This is a genomic window from Luteococcus sediminum (assembly GCF_054783495.1).
Map to the genome: position 1 here is coordinate 195,041 of NZ_BAAGQL010000022.1, position 15,921 is coordinate 210,961.

The following is a 15,921-nucleotide window of genomic DNA, read 5'->3' on the forward strand; positions in this document are numbered from 1 at the left end:
GAACGGCGTGGCTGTGACACGCTTGGGGCATGAGTGACCAAGCTGCCACGCCTGTCAAGGCGATCACCACCGGTTACACCTTCGACGAGCCCGCCATCGAGCTGGGGGTCCTGGTGGAGGCCGACCAGCCGGTTCCCGAGGCCGTCATCCGCATCCCGCTGGGCATGCTGAACCGGCACGGCCTGGTGGCCGGGGCCACCGGCACCGGCAAGACCAAGACCCTGCAGCTGATGGCCGAGCAGATCAGCGCTGCCGGGGTGCCGGTCTTCGCGGCCGATGTCAAGGGCGACCTGTCGGGGCTCGGCAGCGCCGGGGAGTCCTCCGAGAAGCTTCAGGCGCGCACCGCGGCGATCGGCCAGCAGTGGCAGGGCCTGGCCAGCCCCGTCGAGTACTTCCAGCTGGGTGACGAGCAGGGCGGCCAGGGCATCCCGCTGCGCGCCACCGTCACCAGCTTCGGGCCGCTGCTGCTGGCCAAGGTGCTGGGCCTCAACGAGACCCAGGAGAGCTCGCTGGGCCTGGTCTTCCACTACGCCGACGGCCACGGCCTGCCGCTGCTCGACCTGGCCGACCTGCGTGAGCTGTTGCTGTGGCTGACCAGCGACGAGGGCAAGCCGGAGCTCAAGGGCATCGGCGGGCTGTCCACCGCCACCGCCGGGGTGATCCTGCGCGAGATCACCGCCCTGCAGGCGCAAGGGGCCGACGCCTTCTTCGGCGAGCCCGAGTTCGAGACCGCGGACCTGCTGCGCACCGCCGAGGACGGCCGCGGCACCATCAGCCTGCTGGAGCTGCCCAACCTTGCCGACCGGCCAGCCCTGTTCAGCACCTTCCTGATGTGGCTGCTGGCCGAGCTCTTCCACGACCTGCCCGAGGTGGGCGATGTCGACAAGCCCCGCCTGGTCTTCTTCTTCGACGAAGCCCACCTGCTCTTCAACGGCGCCTCCAAGGCCTTCCTGGAGGCCATTGCCCAGACGGTGCGGCTGATCCGTTCCAAGGGCGTGGGCGTCTTCTTCGTCACCCAGAGCCCCAAGGACGTGCCTGACGCGGTACTGGCCCAGCTCGGCTCGCGGGTACAGCACCAGCTGCGTGCCCACACCCCGAATGACGCCAGGGCTCTCAAGCAGACCGTCGCCACCTTCCCCAGGAGCCACTACGACCTGGGCGAGGCCCTGCAGCAGTTGGGGATCGGCGAGGCGATCGTCACCGTGATGGATCCCGACGGGGCCCCCACCCCGGTCGCCTGGACCCGGATGCGCGCCCCGCAGTCACTGATGGCCCCGACCCCCGCCGAGCAGGTGGCGGCTGCCGTCGCCGCCAGCCCGCTGCAGGCCAAGTACGGCCACTCGGTCAACCGGGAGTCGGCGCAGGAGATCCTGGCCGCCCGGCTGCAGGCCAGCGCCGAGGTCGAGGCGGCCACCGAGCGCGAGAAGGAGTCCGCTGCGCGGGACAAGGAGCTGGCCCGCCAGCAGGCCGAACTGGACCGGGCCGAGCGTGCCCAGCAGCGCACCCCCGCCCCGCGCGGGCGCGCCGCGCAGGACAGGGGCATCGTCGAGCAGGTGGTCGGCTCCAGCGCTTTCAAGCAGTTCGCCCGCTCGGCCGGGCGCGAGATCGCACGCTCGATCTTCGGGACCCGCCGACGCTGACCAGTGGCCAGGCCCGGACCGGCAGCCAGCCGGTCCGGGCCGTCACCCCCCCGTCCTCGCGGTGTGAGGGGTGGGCTGCTCAGCGGCGGGTGGGCACCACGATCACGGGGCAGATCGACTGGCGCACCACGTGGGCGGCGGTGGAGCCCAGCACGGCGCCGGCCAGGCCCGAGCGGGCCCGCGAGCCGACCACCAGAAGCTCCGCCTCGTGCGAGGCGTTGACCAGCACCTCTCCGGCATGTCCCAGGCCCACCCGAACTTCGACATCCAGCTCGGGGGCCTGGTCGAGCTGGGCCCGCACCTGCTCCTCGAGCTGGGTGGAGAAGGTCTCCTGCACCCGGCTGAACAGGTCAGGGTCCATCACCGGAAGGCCCTCCACCGTGCCGGGGGTGTACTCCCAGGAGTGCACCACCAGCAAGCGGCCGCCCATGCGCGCGGCCTCCCGGATCGCCACCGGCAGTGCATGGGATCGCTCGGCATCCTCGACGCCCACCAGCACGGTTCCGGCCGATCGGTCGTCGTGGGCGGTGCCCGTCTCGGGCACCACGGCGACCGGGCCGTGGGCGTGGGAGACGAGGTGGCGCGAGACCGAGCCCAGCGCCATCGCCCGCACCGCTCCGAGGCCGCGGGTTCCCGCGACGACCATCTCGGCATCCTTGCTGGCCTGGACCAGCGCCAGCGCCGGTTCGGAGTCCTCCAGCAGCGCGGAGGAAATGTCGAGGTCGGGATGTTGCGCACGGGCCTCGCTGGTGGCCCTGTCCAGCCGCTCCCGGGCGGAGCGGGCGACACGGGTGGTGAAGTCACGGGCGTCCTGGCGCAGCATCTGGCTCAGGGAGCCGGGGCTGGGCACCTGCAGGGGCGGCAGGGCCAGGACCAGGGTGAGCCCGACGTCGAGGGCCTCGGCGCGTCGGGCGGCCCACTCGGTGGCCACGGCCGACTGCGAGGAGCCGTCGACCCCGACCACGATGCGGCCGGCGGTCTCGAAGGTGGGGGAGGTGGGGGAGGTGGTGGTGCTCATGGCTCGCTCCTGTCCTGTGACGGGGCGTGTCCGGGGCTACGCCCTCACCCCAAAGCTATCCCCGAAAGGGTGGAATGGGGGCAGAAAATGCCGAAGTCACCGGCCTGCGGGACGATGCTCATCCCAAGCGGCCACCGGGGCTTCACAGGTTGGACAGGCGGGCCAGGGAGGGGTCCTCGGCCAGCGCGTCGGTGATGCGCTGCATCTCTGCGGTGAGGGTGGCCACGTCGATACGGCGAGACAGGAAGGCATTCCACAGCAGCTGGTGGTCGCCCCGGATGCCGTAGTGGTCCAGGGCACGCCAGGTCACCTGCCGGCGGCCTGCTGCCCGCAGCAGCTCGTCCTGCCGTTCCAGCAGGCGCGAGGGCCGCGCCGGGAGGGCATCGGTGCGGGTGCTGGGAAGCTGCGTCTCGGCGCAGTGGGCGCGGGCGGCCTCCGCCGAGAAGGCGGCCAGCAACGCCTGCCGGGCCCCGGCGGGATTGGTCGAGCCGCTGGGCAGGATGAAGGCATCGGCAGGGCTGGTCTGCAGCGCGGCTGCTCCCATCGTCGGGGTGGCCGTGAGCGACGGGCAGGGCACCAGGTCGAGCTGGAATTCCTCCGTGGTCCTGGCCAGGGCCATGGTCCGGGCATCAGCAGCCACCATGAGCACCTCCTGGTCCTGGGAGAAGGCCCCGATGGCCTGCTTCCAGGTGCGCTGCGCGCCACCGGGGCGCACCAGGCCGGCGGTGAGGGCCTCGTCGAGCTGGTGAAGCGCCGACTGGAGGGCGGGGTGGGACCAGCAGCCGGCCGTCAGCTGGTCGATCGCGCGGAGCGGCTCGGGCCCTGCCTGCTTGGCGGCGCTGGCGACGACCAGGTCCAGGTAGTCGGTGGCGTGGTCCTGCCCCCAGCACAGCAGCTGCAGGCCCTGTTCGCGGCCCTGGCGTCCCAGCGCGAGCAGCTCGGGCCAGGTGGTGGGTGGTTGCCAGCCGTGCCGCGCGAACAGGCTGCGCGAGAACCACAGGCCGTGCACCAGCCAGGTAGCAGGAAGGGCCACCCGGCGGGCGGGCCGTCCGGCCGGGCCCTGGATGCGGGACCCGGCCCAGGCCTCCGGCCGCAGGTGGCTCGGCAGGTCTGCGGGCAGGTCGGGCAGGTCGTCCAGACCGGTGGCCAACCGCGCAACGGGCAGCGGGGAGGCGGCATCGTCGAGGACCAGATCGGGGCGGTCCTCGTCGTCCCCCAGTGCCGCGGCCAGGTCGCTGGCCATGGTTGCCGTGCTGGTGGGGCGCAGCTCCACCCGGCGGGTGCGCAGCTGGGAGTCGGCGGTGCGGAACCAGTCCTCAGTGGTGATGTCCTTGCCGATCAGCAGCCGGACGGGACCACTCGGGTCGGGGCTCACCATTGACGGTGTCGGGTTCGGACCGCCGGAAGAGGACGGTGCCGTGCGGGAGGGTGGGGGGGTGGGACCGTCGGCGGGGCGGGTGCAGCCGGCCAGGGCGGCGACAGCGAGCCCGCCGCCGATCTGCAGGATCCTTCGTCGCTGGGTGGTCACCAGGTCCACGATATTCCCTGCACGGCTCCCAGCGGGCGCCGTTCGAGCCGGGCGGTCTAGCTGCCGTGGGGCGTGGCCCCAGGAAGTGGACGGCCAGCACCACCTGCTCGGTGGGGCGGGTGAACTGCACGGCGATCCGGGCGGCCTGTTCCTCGTGGTCCACCCAGGCGCGGGTGGCGAACTCGTGCACCTGCCCACGACGAAGGGCCCTGTCGAAGTGGAATCGGGTCAGGTGGCGGCTGCGCCCCTCGTGGACGGTGCGGCCGTGGCCTTCGATCCCGCCTCCCCACAGCGCCTCGGTCTCCAGCCCGAGGTGGCCGCTGTCATTGCGCAGCTGCAGCCCGCAGCCGTCGGCGCCGTCGGCGCCGTCGGCGCCGTCGGCCGGCGCCCTGACCCGGTGGACCTGGATGATCTCCTCGGGGGCACGCTGGTCGCGGAAGGTGTAGGCGTAGGTGGCCTCGAGGATCTCGAAGGGGCCGCTGAGCTCGAAGAGGGGTCCGCCCTGTACGTGGTGGGCGGCATCGAACCACGGCTGCAGCGGCTCGACCCACTCGGGCAGGTCCTGGCAGATCGCCGTCCACAGCCGTGCCGAGGGCCGCTCGCGCCCCACCTCGACATTGGCCAGGGTGGAGCCGGCGATGACGTGGTCGAGAGCCTCCACCAGGTCCTTCTGGCGCAGGCCGTGTGCCTGTCGCTGGCGTCGCAGCGCCTGACCGAAACCCTCCACCACGTCATCGTGGCATGGAGTGCTCCGCACAGCGCCTGCGCCACGCGATACGCGCCCGATCACCGTGGCCCCCGATGCCGGGGTGGGAGGATGACTTGGTCGTGGGAGGGACTGTGAGTGAAATATTTCGGCTTTGGTGCGGGCTTGTGTGGTGGATTACCCTTCGGTTGCCAGGTGAGCGAGAAGAAGTGTGGAGGTTGCATGTCTCTGATGCAGGCGGTGACGCTGCTCTTCATCGTCATGGACCCCTTGGGCAACATCCCCTTCTTCATGACCGCCGTCAAGAAGGTGGCGCCGCAGCGCCGGCAGTGGGTGATCGCCCGTGAACTGCTGGTCGCCCTCGCCATCATGGTGGCCTTCCTGTTCGCAGGCCAGGGCCTGCTCGGCCTCATCCAGGTCTCTCCTGAAGCCTTGACTGCGGCCGGCGGCATCATCCTGATGCTGATCGCCGTGCGGATGGTCTTCCCCTCCCCGGAGACGACGCTGGAGGAGGTGAGCCTGTCCGACGAGCCCTTCATCGTGCCGCTGGCCGTGCCCTACACCGCCGGGCCGTCGCTGCTCGCCGTCGAGGTGTTGCTGGTGAGCCAGGACCCGGGGCGCTGGCCCGTCTGGCTGGCCGCGGTCCTGATGGCCTGGGCCGCCTCGGCCACGATCCTGTTCCTCTCGGGCTACCTGGAGCGCATCCTCGGTGAGCGGGTGCTGCTCGCGATCGAGCGCCTGATGGGCATGGTGCTGGTGATGATCAGCACGCAGATGGTCTTCGACGGCATCCAGCGCTTCTTTGCCATGGGCTGAGACATCCCGCCACGCACGAGGGCCCCGTCATCGACGGGGCCCTCGTACGTGCCGGCCCTCCCGGTCGGGGGTGTGGGCTCACAGGTGGCCTGCGAGGACCTGGCTGGCGTCCTGGTCGACGACCTGCAGGCGCACCTCGTAGGCGCCGTCGAGGGTGGCGACGGACAGGCGGCGGCGGGCGAAGGGGCACAGGTGCACCCGGCGGCTGGAAGTTCCGTCGCAGACCTCGACCTCGATGCTCTCGCAGCCGGGGTTGCGCACCGAGAGCACGACCTGGCCGCCGCGCACCCGCAGCTTGGCCTCGGCCTGCGGGGCGCCGGTGGTGCCGCTGATGCGGCGGTAGGTGCCGTGGACCGAGTGCAGGCCCAGGTCGTAGCGGCCGCTGGCCTGCCAGCAGGCGGTCATCTCGGCGCCGGGCTCGACGACGTGCACCGCGGGGGTGTGCTCGAGGGTGAAGGACCGGGCGTGCACGTCGAGGGCGCGCTGGTCGCGGTTGTGCAGGCGCGCGACGATCGTGGCCCCCTGGAGCGCCAGGTCGAAGGTGGAGCTGGGGGCCACCGTCGAGGACTGCTGGCGGTTGGTGATGCGCGGGCTGATGCGGGGGAGGGTCAGGACGCTCATGGTGTTCTCCTTGTGGGTTCACTGAAGAGTGAACGCGTCCCACATGCCGCCGGCGCCACGTCGAGGTGAACGAGTGGCGACGGCCCGGTGAATCCCACCCGTCGTGCCGGCGTGGAAGCTGTCACTGGGTGGTGGCGGGCTGTGCCGGCAGCTCCACGTCGTCGTCACGCCTGTGCGCGGCCAGCACCCCGGACAGCAGCAGGGCCATGCCCGTGGCCAGCGGCATCACCGTCAGGGCGGTGCGGAAGCCCACCACGTCGGAGAGTCGGCCGACCAGGGGAGGGCCGACGAAGAAGGCCAGGCGCAACAGCCAGTTGACGATGCTCAACCCGGAGCCAGCGGGCAGGCCGGGCATGTGGTGGGCGGTGTAGTAGACCGCCGGCACGATCGTGGCCACGCCCCAGCCGGCGCAGGCGAAGCCGAACAGGGTCAGCGGGATGGTGCCCACCAGCAGTGCCAGCCCCATGCCCAGGGTGGCGACGGTGCAGCCCAGGCGGGCGGCTCCTCGGTCGCCCAGCCGGTCGACGAGCCGGTCGCCGGTGAAGCGTCCGATGGTCTGGGCGCCGACCAGGGCCACCAGTCCCATGCCGGCCACGGCGGGCTCGGCTCCCAGTGAGTCGCGCAGGTAGAGGGCGCTCCAGGTGAAGCCGGAGTCCTCGATGCTGGCCGAGAAGGCACCCACCAGTCCCAGCGCCACCAGTTGCACCATCAGGTTGCGCGGGATCCGCACGCCGTGCGCGGGGGTCTGGGAATCCTCGACGACGTCCGGGTCGGGGCCCTTGAGCAGGAAGGGGCGAAGGCCCAGGTTGATGGCCAGCATCAGGCTGCCGCTGGCCAGGGCATGCATCGGCAGGGAGAGCCCGATGCCGGCGAAGGAGGAGCCCAGCAGGCCACCGCTGACCGCACCGAGGCTCCACCAGGCGTGGAAGGAGTTGTTGATCGAGCGCCCGTAGAGGTTCTGCACGCGCATGCCGTGGGCATTCATCGCGATGTCGGTGTAGACGTCGGTGGCGCTCATCAGCATGACGGCCAGGGCGAAGACCCAGGCGGTGGGGGAGTTGAGCACGATGCAGAAGAGCGCGATCTGGCCCACCTGGGCCCAGGAGGCCACCGCGGCCGAGCTGGTGGCGCGCATCACCCGCGAGGTGAGCAGTCCGGCGACCAGGCCGCCGAGCGGCCCCAGGGCGATCGCCAGGCCGAAGAAGGTGTTGGACAGCTCCAGGTGGTCGCGCAGCTCTGGGTAGCGGGGGACCAGGGAGGCGATCGTCGCGCCGTTGAGCCAGAAGAGGGTGGCGACGGCCGCGCGGGCGCGGCGTGCCTGGAGGGAGGGCTGCCGGGCAGCGGTGACGGTGGTCATGGAGGGCGGGCTTCTTCGGCTCGGAGGATGACGGTGCAGAAATCCTACCCAGTGGTAGGTCCGGGAAGGACCGAGGCGCCTTGTTGGACGTGTGACCCATTCCTGCAGGACAGCTGAGGAAGCCGTGGTCCTCCATGACGGAAGGGATTGCAGGTGCTTGAATGTTCACGCAGGACGATGGCGGGAGCTCTTGGAGGCTTCTGGCCTGCGGCACCAGGGGGTGCCGGCAGATCGGGGAACGCACCACGGCATGTGAGGACATTCCCCACTGCTCGTCGTGGCTCGTCATCGAAGGAGCGGTCCGCCCTACGGATGGTAGGGGGACGGCAGGCCTGTGGCTCGCACCAATGCAGGACGTGACAGTGAGGAACTGCGACCCTCCAGGTCGTCACGTCGCCGAGGTCGGGCACGGTCGGCAGGGTGTCACCCACGCCCCGATCGTGACGGGGACGGACCCATGCGGGTTCGACACGTGCATCCGCGTTCGGCACGAGAACAGCGGGCACATGATGGACATGCACCATCCAGGGGCGCGGCGATGATCGCCGCGCCCCGTCTTCGTACCGAAATCCGCATCGGGCAGGGCATGCTGGGTGCATGCCACGACCCGACCTGCTGCGCTCCCATGTCTCCGCCTTCCTGCGCTCCAAGGTGGCCGGCCCCGACGCGGCCGAACGCGCCTGGCGCATCTGGGGCGCCGAGGGCGAGCGACGATTCAGTGCCGAGGACCCGATCTGGCGGGTCAACCAGGATGGTGCGATGTACCCCGGCGGAGTCTGTGCACTCTTCCTGCAGTCCCTGCACCCCGGGCCGATGGCCGCCGTCGCCCAGCACGACAACTACCAGTCCGACCCCTGGGGGCGACTGCAGCGCATCAGCCACCACATCGCCGTCACCACCTATGCGCCGCTGCCCGAGGTGGAGGCCCAGCTGGCCCTGGTGCGCGCCGTGCACCGCAGCGTGGCCGGCACCGACGACTTCGGCAATGCCTACCGGGCCGACGATCCCGACCTGCTGCGCTGGGTGCACGTCGCCGAGACCTGGAGCTTCCTGACGGCCCACCAGCGGTGGGGCAGCAACCCGTTGACCCCCGCCGAGGCCGACCTCTACGTCGCCCAGTCCGCCGGGGCCGGGGAGGGCCTGGGCGCCACCGGACTGCCGCGCACGGTCGCCGAGCTCGACGCCCAGCTTGAGGCCTTCCGTCCCGAACTGGCCTGCACCCGCGACGCCCTCGAGGTGGTGGACTTCCTCACCCACCGCGCCCCACTGCCGCTGGTGGCCAGGCCCGGCTACCGGATGGTGATCGCCGGCGGCAAGGCGCTGCTGCCCGCCTGGGCCCGCGAGATGCTGCAGCTGCCCGACGGGGCAGTGACGGTGCGTCGTCAGGCGGTGCTGGGCGCGCTGGCGACCAAGGTCGTCGACTGGGCACTGGTCGGCCCCGATGGGGAGCACGACCGCCCGATGCAGCCACCTGCCTGAGCCGAGCCTGCTCAGGCGGCAGGGGAGGCCGTCCCGGCCAGCGGTGCCGTCGGTGCGGGCGACGAGGGCGTCTGCCGGGGCCGGGCAAGGATGCGGGTGAGCACGGCCGTCGCCAGGCCGATGCCGATCGCGCCCAGGCCGCAGGCCAGGAAGTAGCGCTCCTCCACCGCCGCCTGCTCCGGGTCGTACCAGCGGCTCAGCACGCCGGCCAACGAGGTGCCCAGCGCCATGGACAGGAAGTAGAGCGCCGAGAAGCGGGCGCGGAAGGCCGTCGGGGCGTGGGAGGCGGTGGCCGACATGCCCACCGGGCCCACCAGCAGCTCGCCCAGGGTGATCACCAGTACCGCCAGGGCCAGCGCCAGCACCGGGATCGACCCCGCGCCGCCGCCGGTGAAGGGCAGCAGGCAGAGCATCCCGCAGCCCGAGATCGACACCCCGAGCGACATCTTGGTGGCCGAGCCGGGGCCGCGCTGCCCAAGGCGCGTCCACACCATCGCCATCGGCGCCGAGAGCAGCAGGATGTAGGCCGGGTTGAAGGACTGCGTCCAGGCGGCGGGCATCTCGAAGCCGCCGACGTGGCGGTCCAGCCGCACATCGGAGTAGACGGCGAAGACGCCATAGGTCTGGTTGAGCACCGACCAGAAGGCGCTTGATGCCAGGAAGAGCGGGATGAAGGCAGCGGCCCGGCGCCGCTCCGGTGCGCTGACCCGCGGCGAGGTGAAGATCCGCAGGAAGAGCGCGACGGCGGCGCCCGCGGTGAGCGCGAGCAGGAGCGTGGCCAGGCTGCCCAACGGCAGTCGGCCGGTGGCCATGGCCAGCACCAGCAGGGCGACGAAGGCCAGTGCGAGGGCGACGGTGGCGGTGGCCCGGCGACGCGGCAGTGGGCTGTCGGGGCGCTGCACCGCGGTGCGCACCGACGGCTCCAGGCTGGCCAGCAGCCGGGGCCGCAGCAGCAGGTAGTGGGCCAGGCCGAGCATCATCAGGGCGGCCGCGGCACCGAAGCCGACGTGGTAGCCGTGGCGGGCGGCCAGCCAGCCGGTGAGCAGCGGGCCGAGCAGGGCGCCGATGTTGATGCCCAGGTAGAAGAACTGGAAGCCGGTGTCGCGGCGGGCGTCGTCCTCGCGGGGGTAGACGTGGCCGAGCACGGTGATCGCGGCCGTCTTCAGCGCCCCCGACCCGACGGCCACCAGCGCCATGCCGGTGGCCACGCCGCGCCCTCCGTCCAGGACGGACAGGGCCAGGTGTCCTGCGACCAGGCACAGTGCCCCGGCCAGCAGGGTGCGTTCGGCGCCCATCACGCGGTCGGCCACCCAGCCACCGGCAATGGTGCACAGGTAGACGGCCCCGCCGTAGGCGCCCATCAGGGCGGTGGCCTGGGCGCGGTCGAGGCCCAGTCCGCCGTCGCTGGCCTGGTGGTAGAGGAAGAAGACCATGATGGCCTGCATGCCGTAGAAGCTGAACCGCTCCCACATCTCGATGCCCACCAGTGCAGGCATCGCCACTGGCTGCCCCACCCCACTTGAACGGCGTTCAACTGTGTCCATGGGCCCCAGTATGGAGGGGGCCCCGCCAGTGCGGATCGCCGGGGGTGGTATATCTTGAACACTGTTCAAGTCGAGCTGACCAGGAGTGCCCATGGGACTGGATGCCGAGACCGTCGTCGCACTGGACCGAGAGCACCTGTGGCACCCCTACGCCGCCACTGCCACCGGGGGCCAGGCGCTGGCGATGGACAACCTGCCCGTCGCCTCGACCGAGGGAGCGCGCCTGCACCTGGCCGACGGCCGCAGCCTCATCGACGGCATGAGCTCCTGGTGGGCCGCCTGCCACGGCCATTCGCACCCGCACCTGGTGGCCGCCGCCCACGACCAGGTGGACGCGATGAGCCATGTCATGTTCGGCGGGCTCACCCACGAGCCCGCCGCCCTGTTGGCCCGCGCGCTGGTGGAGCTCACCGACGAGCCCCTCACCAAGGTCTTCCTGTCCGACTCCGGCTCGGTGAGCGTCGAGGTGGCGATCAAGATGGCGCTGCAGTACCAGCGCGGCATCGGGCATCCCGAGCGCTCCCGGCTGCTCACCTGGCGCAGCGGCTACCACGGCGACACCTTCGCCGCGATGAGTGTCTGCGACCCCGACGGCGGGATGCACTCCCTGTGGCGGGGGACCCTCGCCCAGCAGGTCTTCGCGCCACCGCCGCCGGTGCGCGGCTCCAGCCCCGACGAGCGCGCGGCCTACCTGCGCCAGCTGGAGGCGCTGGTGGACGAGACGATCGCCGCCATCATCATCGAACCGGTGGTGCAGGGGGCGGGCGGCATGCGCTTCCACGACCACGAGCTCCTGGTGGGGGTGCGCGAGCTGTGCGACCGCCACGGCCTGCTGCTGGTGGCCGACGAGATCGCCACCGGCTTTGGTCGCACCGGCGAGCTGTTCGCCACCAGCGCCGCCGGCATCACGCCGGACGTGCTGTGCGTCGGCAAGGGGCTGACCGGCGGATTCATGAGCCTGGCCGCCACCATCACCACCGAGCGCGTGGCCGCCGCCATCTGCAGCGCCGACGGTGGTGGCGTGCTCATGCATGGCCCCACCTTCATGGCCAACCCGCTGGCCTGTCGCGTCGCCGCGGCCTCGCTGGAGCTAGTGGCCGACGGCTACTGGTGCAGCACCGTGCCGCGGATCGAAACAGAGCTGCGCGCCGGGCTCGACGAGCTGGACGGCCTGCCCGGCGTGGCCGATGTCCGAGTGCTCGGGGCCATCGGGGTGGTGGAACTGGACCGGCCGGTGGACATGGCCGCAGCCACCGACGCCGCCGTCGCCCAGGGCGTGTGGTTGCGGCCCTTCGGGCGGCTGGTCTACTGCATGCCGCCCTTCACCAGCACCACCGAGGAGGTGGACCAGATCTGCCGCGGCATGAGGGCGGCCGTCCGGGCCGGACAGGCCCGCCAGGCCAACCCGGGGCATGTCCCGACAGGCCAGGGCACGACACGACAGGGAGAGGACTGACATGGCCGTCATCGTGGTCACCGGCACCAACACCGACGTGGGCAAGACCATCGCCACCGCCGCCGTCGCCAGCGTGCTGGCCTCGCGCGGGCTCGACGTGGTGTGCGCCAAGCCGCTGCAGACCGGTGAGCCGGACGGCAGCGGGGATGCCGTCACCATCACCCGGTTGACCGGGTTGCCCACGGCCGAGTTCGTGCGCTATCCCGAGCCCTTGGCCCCGAACCTGTCGGCGCGACGGGCCGGCATGCCCCAGGCGGTGCTCGCCGAGGTGGTGGACTGGGTGCGCGAGCTCGAACGGCAGTACGACGTGGTGCTCGTCGAGGGCGCGGGGGGCCTGCTGGTCCGACTGGCGGACGACTGGACGCTCGCCGACCTGGCGCTCGAGCTGGCCGCACCGCTGCTGGTGGTCACCTCCACCGGGCTGGGATCGCTGAACCTGGCCGAGTTCACCGTCGAGACTGGCAGGAGCCGCGGGCTGCAGATGCTGGGCCTGTTGGGCGGCAGCTGGCCGCAGGAGCCGGGCCTCGCCACCCGGCTCAATGCCGACGAACTGCCCGTGGTCTGTGGGGTGCCGCTGCTGGGCGTGCTGCCGCAGGGGGCCGGTGCGCTGGAGCGTGCCGACTTCGTCCGGATGGCGGACGGGATGGGCCTGCCGGACCTGGTCTGAGACCTTTCGGGAGTGATCTTTCGCGCGAGGGGCCGACCCAGTGGGGTCGCGGGCGCGCGGACAGGTGTCACGCGTTCAGGGGACATGTGTGAAGTGAAAGCCCGATCTATGCTTGCAGCACCGGCGCGGTGGGATGCCCGCTGGTCTGGACGCGGATCGACTTCGGGGGAGGCCACGAGGGGCAAGTGCCCATCGTGACGAGATCTGTGCCGACAGTGGGCGTGATCGTGGGGGTGGAGCAGAACTCGGGGGAGTTTGGTCGCTTGGCGACAGCACCGCACCACGTGAGCGGGCTCGGGGGAGCCCCCCCAAGCCCACCGCGTCGGTCAGCTCCTGCCCAGACCCACACCCTGACCCGGGGCGCCAGGGCCACTCGCGGGGCTCAGCCCTCGAAGTAGCCGTCCCGCTCGGCGTGGCTCAGTGCGTCGGGAACCCCGTGCACGGTGCGGCCCAGCTGGCGGTACTTGCCCGAGACGCGCCGCAGGTAGGTGGCCACCGTCGACTCGGAGGCCGGAGGATTCATCAGGCGCCCCACCGACTTGCGCGGAATGCCCTGGTGCAGCAGCTCCAGCGCCTCGATCTCGCGCGGTGCCAGCTTCGGCGTCAGGCTCGGATCCTTGATCAGCACGTCGGCCAGCTGGCTGCTGACGGCGAACTCCCGGGCCGCGGCGCCCTGGATGGTGCGGATCAGGCCGTCCAAGGGGTCATTCTTGAGCGCCAGGCCGAGGGCGCCGGCTGCCATCGCGCGACGGATCGGCAGCGGCCGCAGCTCTGCGGTGTAGACGACGCTGGGCACGCCCAGCTCGTCGAGCCGCTCCACCACCTCGGGACCCTTCAGCCCGTCCTTGAGCTGCAGGTCCACCAGGGCCACGTCAACGGGCATCTCCACCACCAGTCGATAGAGCTCTTCCGGCTCGGTGACTGAATGGACGATCTTCAGCTCCCCCGCGCTCACCTGTTCGACGGCCTTGAGTCCTGCCAGGACGACCGGGTGGTCGTCCAGGGCTGCAAGCCGAAGGGGATTGTTCATCGTGCCTCCACCGTCATTCTGAGAAAATCGTGGTCTGAGCCCATAATCCCACCGACTTCGTCCAACTTCGTCCTCCACAAGGAGGCCTGTTCCTCATCGGTGCCCACCATGACGGCCGTCGCGTTGGTGCCATTGGAGCTGATGGTGAGCACCTGACCCGGGCCGGTGGCGGGCCCGAGCAGGGCGACGATGCGTGCCGCAGCACCCAGCACTCCCGGTGGTTCCTCCGAGGTGAGCGTCGAGTGCACCTGCCAGCCCTGGCCGCGCAGCCGTGCCAGGTGCTCGCCCAGGCCGTGCTCACCGGGGTTCAGCAGCAGTTCGTCACGCAGCGAGGACTCCATTTTCCGGGCCGTCTGGCGGACCTGTTCGTCGCCGGCACAAAGCTCGCCAGTAGCAATGGAACGCAACAGGGGCAGCACTTCCTGCGTGACCCTTGCCGACCAGAACTGTTCCAGTCAGGCCCTTTGGCCCAGCCTGGCGGTGTCGCGGCGGGTCAATTCCGCCAGCTGCTGCTGGCTCGCGGCCGCCGTCGCGATCCTCTGCGCGAGGTACAGCGACTGGTAGGCGATCAGCACGATGATGCTGGTCACCAGGTTGCCGCCGCTGACGAAGTGCAGGAAGCTGTAGCGCAGGCCGAAGTGGGCCAGGACGCTGACGTGCAGCACCACCACCATGCCGATGCGGGCCGCGGCGCGGGGCGGGCGGGTCATCATCACCAGCTACGTCATCGGGGCAGCCCCCAGGACATCCACAGCATGTACACATCGGTCACGTCGTGGGGCGTGGTCAGCAGGTTCACCAGCCAGGTCCCGAGAGTCAGGACCAGCAGCGCCCACAACCCCGGGCGCGACAGGGGACGGCGCGCCAGATGCATACAGCACCAGGCACCCACGGCCATGCACACCATGGTCACCGCACCGCTGAGATGGAAGTGCAGCATCTGCGGTCCGGCCAGCACACACATCACGGTGGTGAGCACCAGTCCCGGGGTCACCATCAGGGCCATCATCCGGCGGCTGCCCCAATCGGCCTGGAGGCCGGGGCCCATGGCCGGCAGGCCGAGCGAGGTGCTGGCCTCGGGTCGCGGCCAGACCAGCGTCACGACGGTGCCGGTGCCGGGGCTGGAGCGCACCACGGCCTGGCCGCCGATGTCGTCGAGACGCTCTACCACCGAGCGCCTCAGGCCCAGCCGGCCACGGAAGTTCTGGGTGGTGTCGAAGCCCCTGCCGTCGTCGACAACGCGCACCTCACAGCCCTTCTGTCCCAGCGAGCTCAGCTCGACGCGCCAGGAGCGGGCACGGGCATGGCGCTCCACGTTCACCAGGGCCTCGTGGGCTGCCGAGGCGATCGCGGCCGCCACACCTGGAGGGATCGGCTCCACCTGCCCCAGGACGGGGGCCGCGAGCCGTTCGGTGGCAGGATCGGACAGCAGCAGGGCCCTGAGGTCCATCATCCCCGCCCCCTCGGCGGGCTGGTCGATCGCCTCGATGGCCACCACGCACTCCTCGATGGCGTCCTGCACGCTGACGTGCTCGCGGGGCTGCCGATGGCGTGCAGGGCGTGCAGCACGGGGTCGTGCAGCAGCCGCGCCGCCTCGCGCCGGCCGTCGTGCTCGGTGCGCTGGCCGGCATGGGCCCGGCTGGCCTCGCGGGCCATGGTGCTGCGCTCGTCGTACTGCTCGGCCATCAGCAGCAGCCCGACGGTGTAGACCATGATGATCGCGGTGGGATAGGCCACCAGGAACTCGTCGATGAGCCGCGCGGTGAGCAGGATCGCATGGCCCGCGGTCAGCAGTCCCCGCTACACCACCAGCCAGGACGTGGGGCAGCGACGCCGCAGCAGACCGGCCGCGGTCACCACCCAGCTGGTCACCCAGAGGGCGACGCCCACCATGTGTCCCGGCGTGAACAGGCCATGGAGGGCACCAACGGTGCGAGGGCGAAGAGCAGCTCGAAGACCAGGGTGGCCAGCGCCCCCACCCGGAACCCCTGGCCTACGTCATCGCGCCAGTCGCGCCTGGCGTGGGCCGGCGTATCGGGGGTCATGGGGTGGGACACCG

16 protein-coding genes are annotated in these 15,921 nt (G+C 71.2%); 5 read left to right on the plus strand and 11 right to left on the minus strand.

Annotation, left to right across the window (positions count from 1 at the left end; all coding sequences use genetic code 11):
• Window positions 1-29: 29 nt before the first annotated feature.
• Window positions 30-1,640, plus strand: a complete 1,611-nt coding sequence (locus ACYVKA_RS13290; RefSeq protein ID WP_460706097.1) for a helicase HerA-like domain-containing protein — start codon at window positions 30-32, stop codon at window positions 1,638-1,640.
• 79 nt (window positions 1,641-1,719) lie between these two features.
• On the opposite strand, the gene ACYVKA_RS13295 is transcribed toward ACYVKA_RS13290, so the two are convergent.
• The 3 genes from ACYVKA_RS13295 to ACYVKA_RS13305 form a co-directional block, all read right to left on the minus strand.
• The gene (locus ACYVKA_RS13295) at window positions 1,720-2,658 is read right to left on the minus strand and encodes a universal stress protein (RefSeq protein WP_460706099.1); all 939 of its coding nucleotides are present in this window, start codon (window positions 2,656-2,658) and stop codon (window positions 1,720-1,722) included.
• A 142-nt stretch (window positions 2,659-2,800) separates the two neighbouring features.
• The gene (locus ACYVKA_RS13300) at window positions 2,801-4,033 is read right to left on the minus strand and encodes an extracellular solute-binding protein (RefSeq protein WP_460706102.1); all 1,233 of its coding nucleotides are present in this window, start codon (window positions 4,031-4,033) and stop codon (window positions 2,801-2,803) included.
• Window positions 3,975-4,913 (minus strand): helix-turn-helix domain-containing protein, encoded by a 939-nt coding sequence (locus ACYVKA_RS13305; protein ID WP_460706104.1) that lies wholly within the window; start codon window positions 4,911-4,913, stop codon window positions 3,975-3,977. Before ACYVKA_RS13305 ends, ACYVKA_RS13300 begins: the two co-directional genes overlap by 59 nt.
• Before the next feature lie 201 nt (window positions 4,914-5,114).
• On the opposite strand from ACYVKA_RS13305, the gene ACYVKA_RS13310 reads away from it, so the two are divergent.
• Window positions 5,115-5,708, plus strand: a complete 594-nt coding sequence (locus ACYVKA_RS13310; RefSeq protein WP_460706106.1) for a MarC family protein — start codon at window positions 5,115-5,117, stop codon at window positions 5,706-5,708.
• A gap of 78 nt (window positions 5,709-5,786) precedes the next feature.
• On the opposite strand, the gene ACYVKA_RS13315 is transcribed toward ACYVKA_RS13310, so the two are convergent.
• Window positions 5,787-6,329: a hypothetical protein gene (locus ACYVKA_RS13315; RefSeq protein WP_460706108.1), complete on the minus strand. Its 543-nt coding sequence runs from the start codon at window positions 6,327-6,329 to the stop codon at window positions 5,787-5,789.
• A 121-nt stretch (window positions 6,330-6,450) separates the two neighbouring features.
• On the minus strand, window positions 6,451-7,686 hold the full coding sequence (locus ACYVKA_RS13320) for an MFS transporter (RefSeq protein WP_460706110.1): 1,236 nt from the start codon (window positions 7,684-7,686) through the stop codon (window positions 6,451-6,453).
• A 597-nt stretch (window positions 7,687-8,283) separates the two neighbouring features.
• Between ACYVKA_RS13320 and ACYVKA_RS13325 the strand changes: the two genes are divergently transcribed.
• Window positions 8,284-9,165 (plus strand): oxygenase MpaB family protein, encoded by an 882-nt coding sequence (locus ACYVKA_RS13325; protein WP_460706112.1) that lies wholly within the window; start codon window positions 8,284-8,286, stop codon window positions 9,163-9,165.
• Between the two features lie 11 nt (window positions 9,166-9,176).
• On the opposite strand, the gene ACYVKA_RS13330 is transcribed toward ACYVKA_RS13325, so the two are convergent.
• Entirely contained in the window at window positions 9,177-10,802 is a 1,626-nt protein-coding gene (locus tag ACYVKA_RS13330) for a peptide MFS transporter (protein ID WP_460706114.1), read from the minus strand.
• On the opposite strand from ACYVKA_RS13330, the gene ACYVKA_RS13335 reads away from it, so the two are divergent.
• Together ACYVKA_RS13335 and bioD are read left to right on the plus strand one after the other, a co-directional pair.
• Entirely contained in the window at window positions 10,801-12,165 is a 1,365-nt protein-coding gene (locus ACYVKA_RS13335; RefSeq protein ID WP_460706116.1) for an adenosylmethionine--8-amino-7-oxononanoate transaminase, read from the plus strand. The two genes, ACYVKA_RS13330 and ACYVKA_RS13335, sit on opposite strands and share 2 nt — an antisense overlap.
• A 1-nt stretch (window position 12,166) precedes the next feature.
• Window positions 12,167-12,832, plus strand: a complete 666-nt coding sequence (gene bioD, locus ACYVKA_RS13340; RefSeq protein ID WP_460706118.1) for a dethiobiotin synthase — start codon at window positions 12,167-12,169, stop codon at window positions 12,830-12,832.
• A gap of 382 nt (window positions 12,833-13,214) precedes the next feature.
• Here bioD and ACYVKA_RS13345 read toward each other — a convergent pair whose 3' ends face one another.
• From ACYVKA_RS13345 to ACYVKA_RS13365, 5 genes are all read right to left on the minus strand, one after another.
• Window positions 13,215-13,862 carry a response regulator gene (locus ACYVKA_RS13345; RefSeq protein WP_460706120.1) on the minus strand — a complete coding sequence of 216 codons (648 nt, stop codon included), beginning with the start codon at window positions 13,860-13,862 and terminating at the stop codon, window positions 13,215-13,217.
• A complete protein-coding gene (locus ACYVKA_RS13350; RefSeq protein WP_460706122.1) occupies window positions 13,859-14,203 on the minus strand; it encodes a hypothetical protein in 345 nt (114 codons plus the stop codon). Before ACYVKA_RS13350 ends, ACYVKA_RS13345 begins: the two co-directional genes overlap by 4 nt.
• A gap of 114 nt (window positions 14,204-14,317) precedes the next feature.
• Window positions 14,318-14,578, minus strand: coding sequence for a hypothetical protein (locus tag ACYVKA_RS13355; RefSeq protein WP_460706124.1), 261 nt, complete (start codon window positions 14,576-14,578; stop codon window positions 14,318-14,320).
• 8 nt (window positions 14,579-14,586) lie between these two features.
• A complete protein-coding gene (locus ACYVKA_RS13360; protein WP_460706126.1) occupies window positions 14,587-15,384 on the minus strand; it encodes a sensor histidine kinase in 798 nt (265 codons plus the stop codon).
• Window positions 15,312-15,599, minus strand: coding sequence for a hypothetical protein (locus ACYVKA_RS13365; protein ID WP_460706128.1), 288 nt, complete (start codon window positions 15,597-15,599; stop codon window positions 15,312-15,314). The genes ACYVKA_RS13360 and ACYVKA_RS13365 overlap by 73 nt, the downstream gene beginning before the upstream one ends.
• Window positions 15,600-15,921: the final 322 nt, after the last annotated feature.